The sequence below is a fragment of the Bartonella silvatica genome (assembly GCF_040545155.1).
Lineage (GTDB): Bacteria > Pseudomonadota > Alphaproteobacteria > Rhizobiales > Rhizobiaceae > Bartonella > Bartonella silvatica.
On the sequence record NZ_JBEPLI010000038.1, the window covers coordinates 1 to 4,878 of the forward strand.

2 protein-coding genes are annotated in these 4,878 nt (G+C 37.8%); both read left to right on the forward strand.

Annotation, left to right across the window (positions count from 1 at the left end; genetic code table 11):
* Positions 1-341 precede the first annotated feature (341 nt).
* Positions 342-2,912, forward strand: coding sequence for a BafA family autotransporter (gene bafA / locus ABID23_RS07560; protein WP_354190839.1), 2,571 nt, complete (start codon positions 342-344; stop codon positions 2,910-2,912).
* Between the two features lie 411 nt (positions 2,913-3,323).
* The coding region (locus ABID23_RS07565) for a pertactin-like passenger domain-containing protein (protein ID WP_354190841.1) at positions 3,324-4,878 on the forward strand (1,555 nt) is incomplete at its 3' end.

Consider the following 4,878-nt stretch of genomic DNA (forward strand, 5'->3'; position numbering starts at 1 on the left):
GTTTGATGTAAATAGGTATTCACCCCTCTCAAGAGAGGTGCGCGGTGATGAGAATATCAGAGCATTTTGAGGTGTCTTTATTGTGGAAGTTGTTTACTTCGTAGAGGGGTAGTTTTTTCTATATATCTCATTTTTTTATTTGATAAAAAGCAAATGTAAAACACAAGATAGGCTTTGTTTTCATTCTTGATAAAATATGAGTATTTATGGAGTGCTGAAAGCAATTTTTATAATATTAACAAAGTATTAAAGTAAATTATTTTCAATTTTTAATTGAAAATATATTTTGCAGAGCTAATTAACTTGATGTCTGCTCAGGCATGAAGGGGGAGGATATAGCTATGCAATATAAATGGAAATGTAGTTTTGGAGCACTTATGGCGTTCGGTTGTTTTGTGCAAGTAGCTTCTGCAAGCGAAGGGAAAGGGCAGTCTCTTTGTCAACCTTCGAATTATGGTAAAAACAAGAAACTCTTCTATACCTACTATGATAACGAGGTTTTAGGAACGAAAAAGTGTATCAATGGGATATCTAAAATTGATTTTATTTTAGGGGGACGCATTGAGACAGGTTTTTTTGAACAGCTTAGTGGCATGGCTACAGATAAAAATACAGCGATATTGTCCAGAAAATTGCAGAGGTTCAATGATAATAATAGTCTCAATGTTGAGCAGAATGCGCAGGGACGAAATACTGTAACATTTCAAAAACCTGAACTTATTTTGATTAAAGATGGAGCTCTGTTAGAAAACTTTGTTCTTGATAATGGTGGTAAAGCCTACATTTCCAATGATGGTGAGAAAGATGATCCAGGGCGGTCTATTAATAATACAGTAAAAAATGGTGCAGAGATTTATGTTTATGCAGGAGGTCTTAGTGAGAATAGTACAATTGAACGTGGTGGAACTGAAAGTGTTCACGCTTTAAAAGGAAAACAAGGCTTTTCAAAAAATGCTGTCGTTAAAGAAGAAGGACAGCAAAGTGTTGGGAATGGAGGAAAAGCAGAGGGAACCAAAATTTATGGTGGTGAACAGCTTGTGTTTGGAGAAGGGGATGTTGGAGGACAGATTAAAGGAAGTAGTGCGTCTCATACGGTTATTTATGGTCAAGATGAAACACTAGGGAAACAACAAGTATATGATGGGGGGGTAACTTGGGATACGAAAGTGATGCAAGGAGGAGTGCAGGAGGTTGCCAAAAAGTCTCAAAGTGTAACAAATGGTGGTACGGCATTTGATACACAAGTCTTTCGTGGTGGTAAACAGCGTGTCTTAGAAGGAGGCAAGGCTATTGGAGTGGCTTTAAATGAGACTGCTATTCAAGAAGTATATACTGATGGATTTGTACAAAATTTAACAATGAATGATGAAGCAAAGTCATTTGTACGTGCTGGGGCAACATTAGAAGGTAAAACTCTGGTGAATCATTCTGGACAGCTCCATCTTTATGCTGGAAATGATCAAGATCGTACAACAGTAGAAGATGTTATTTTAAATGGGCAAGATACAAAACTGTTCTCTATCGCTGATGAGCTCGATGGTAAAGGCTCTCAGATTCAAAAATTAAGTGGTAAGGGGAGTGTTATTTTTGCGTTTACTGGCTCTGATCCGTATTACTCTCAGCTTCATGTTAATCATCTTTCAGGAAATTTACACTTTCAGTTTAATACAACTCTTGCACATAACCGTGGCGATTATCTCTTTGTTGAAGATGGAAAAGGCAATCATACAATAAGTGTGGCTGATTCAGGAGTTGAAATCACAGATCCTTTTTCAAGTCAACGCGATTTAATTACGGATCAAAGCGGTGGAGCTGATTTTATTTTAACAGATCTTTCTGGAGAAAAAATTCATACAATCGATGGTGGAACCTATATGTATGATTTGCAACAGAGAAAGGATGAAAAGGGAAAAACTTGGTTTTTATCTGCCGATCGCATTAGTGGACCAGAAACTTCATTCCCTGATCCAACGGATCCATTAACTCCAGGTTGGTCATCAACAACTCCTTCTGTTGATGCAATACTCTCTACAGCGGTAGCTTCTGGACTTATTTTCCATAATGAGTTGCAAATTGTGCGTACAGGAAGAGGAGTTTTGGATCAAGATAGAAGAGATATAGATGTATGGACTTATGCGATTAAAAGTAGAGAGCGTGTTGCTACGGGGCATACAAATTTTAAACTTGAGCAGACAGGTATAGTGTTTGGTGCCGATCAATTAAATGAACTAACACATGGAGATTTATATGTTGGTGGTTTCGGCAGCTATGATCAAGCACGTGTTTTCCATGTACGAGGTGGCGACAGTGGTGTAAATAGTTATAGTATTGGAGCATACGCGACGTATTTTGATTATCGTGGATGGTATCTAGATAGCGTTTTAAAATATAACTATTACCGAGATAATTTAAAAGCTATTTCAACAAATGGTTCAGTTGTTCAAGGCAATTATAATCAGTGGGCGATAGGTGGATCATTTGAAGTGGGTTGTCGTTTTGAGCCAGCGCAAAACACTTGGATGCAACCTTATGTTAAATTAACAGGTTTACAAGTTGAAGGTAAAAAAATTACGCTTTCTAATGAGATGACCGCTGATATAAGGCCATCAACTTCATTACGTAGTGAAGTTGGATTAACTACAGGACATCAATTTCTTTTGAATACACAGACACCATTCACAGCTTATATTACGGCAGCTTGGTTGCGTGAGAATGTGAATAATAACCATACGACAATTAATAACCGGCATAAATTTATCACAGACATGTCAGGAAATGCAGGTAAACTGGGAATTGGTTTAAAAAGCTTGGTCAATGATAAACTCACGCTTTATGCGGAAGCGCATTACCTGAAAGGACATAAGATTAAGCAATCTCTTCAAGGGATCTTTGGATTACGCTATACATTTTAATATGCATTTTATACACTCATTTTCGTTTTGTGAAATATCATTATTTTTCAAGTTCAACATGTATATTCAGATAAGATTTCATAAAAATTTTGAGAGAATGAGATGATTTTACATTCTCTTTAAAAGCGATGTTGTTTCTTAATCACTACGTTGTTTCTTAATCACTACTATTAATATTGCAAATTATGCTCTAAAGACAAGGGCATAACTTGCACTTTATGAAATCATGCAATTTCAAATGCAAAGAGTTTTTTATGATTTATACAAAATCAATTTAAAATTGATAAAACAAAATAACGCACCTAAAAATTGTATCTAGACATAAATAAAACACATTATGATACAATGTAAAGTACATTACCTACGTAGTCGCGGGATATTTGTCTAATTATTGACGGTGGAGTATAGATTATGCGATGTAAGCACAAATTAGGTTTTTCAGTATTGATGATGAGTAGCTGTCTTGTACAAGTTATAAGTGCAGCTGAGAGTAGATCACTAACAGAGTTAGAAAGTATAAAAAGTGGAGGGACAATACCAAAGGGCTCCGCATTGGTTTTGAGCACCCTAATTCCTACCAGGAATATTACGATTGGGGGGGGCAGTGTAGAGGTTGTTGATCATGGAAGAACCTCTATAGGCGCAACCATTCAAAAAGATGGTATGCAAATAGTGACCCGTGGAGGAACTGCTATAGAAACTAAAATACGTGGGGGTAAGCAGTTGGTTTATGAAGAAAAAAATCTTGATCTTACAAAGGTACCGAAGCTAAGCAGTGCTTATGATGCTACAGTTAATGGTGATAATAGTGGTGCAGTGGGGCAGCAAAATGTATATGATGGGGCATGGGCTTGGAATACAAAAGTTGGAAAAGATGGAGAACAAAATCTTTATATGGGAAGCCGTCACGATGGTGGTGTTTCTATGTATACAGAGGTTTCTGATAATGGTCGGCAGCATGTTTTAGCAGGAGGAATATCACGTGGTACTATCCTGAAAGGAGAAGCTACTCAAGTTGTATATCCGGAGGGATTGCTAGATACTCTAACAATTGGAGATTCTGCTAGCTCGTGGTTACATGTTGGTGCTAAAGATACGATTGGAGACGTGAGGGTCAATGGAGGAGGAAAACTTTATTTGTTCGCTGGTGATATCACAGATCATATTACAAAAGAAAAGATTTCTATAGAGGGAAGAGTCGATGAAACAATATTTTTGGTTGGTGAGCGTAGCACCAGAGAAAGACTTGAGATTAATATTGAAGATTTAGGTGGTCAGGGAGGGACTATTATTTTTAATTCTATCCCCTATGATCCACATCATATTTCACTTCATGTTGAGAGACTTTCAGGGGATTTACATTTTCGGTTTAATATTAGTGCTTCAGGTGATCGTAGTGATTACTTATCGATTGATGAAGGTGCAGGTAATCATAAAGTAAGTGTTACAGATTCTGGTAGTGAAATTACAAGCTCTCTCTCTCAGGGTAATAGTCTTGCAACCGAGATCAATTTGATTATGGAAAGAATTGGAGGAGCTAACTTTACTCTGACAGATTATTCTGGTCAGAGCATTGAAGCTGTTGATGGCGGTGCTTATATGTATCGTTTGTATAAAAGAGAGAGGACTACTGACTTTGGCGGTGATTATACAGTTTGGTATTTAGGTATAAGCACTGAAGGTCCAGAACGTTCAAGCTCTTCTCTTCCGCGTACGAAAAGTAAACCAAAGACGACCGTTTTTTCAAGTTCTTCATCTAGTGAGGCGAGTTCCAGCTCTCGACGAGGCTCCTCATCTTCCCAAGGGCGAGGTACTAATGCTCGCAATACATCAGGTCGGCAAAATAACAAACCGGTGTCCAAGCCAAGACCACCTCGGCACTTGAGAGGGGACCAGCAAGTTTCTGTTTCGTCACCTTCCGTACTTCCGGTACAGCAGATCTCACATCAAGATGGTAATCATCCTT

Bases quoted from the DNA above. Each gene is read 5' to 3' on its own strand.
- bafA (WP_354190839.1), top strand. From the start codon at position 342: ATGCAATATAAATGGAAATGTAGTTTTGGAGCACTTATGGCGTTCGGT.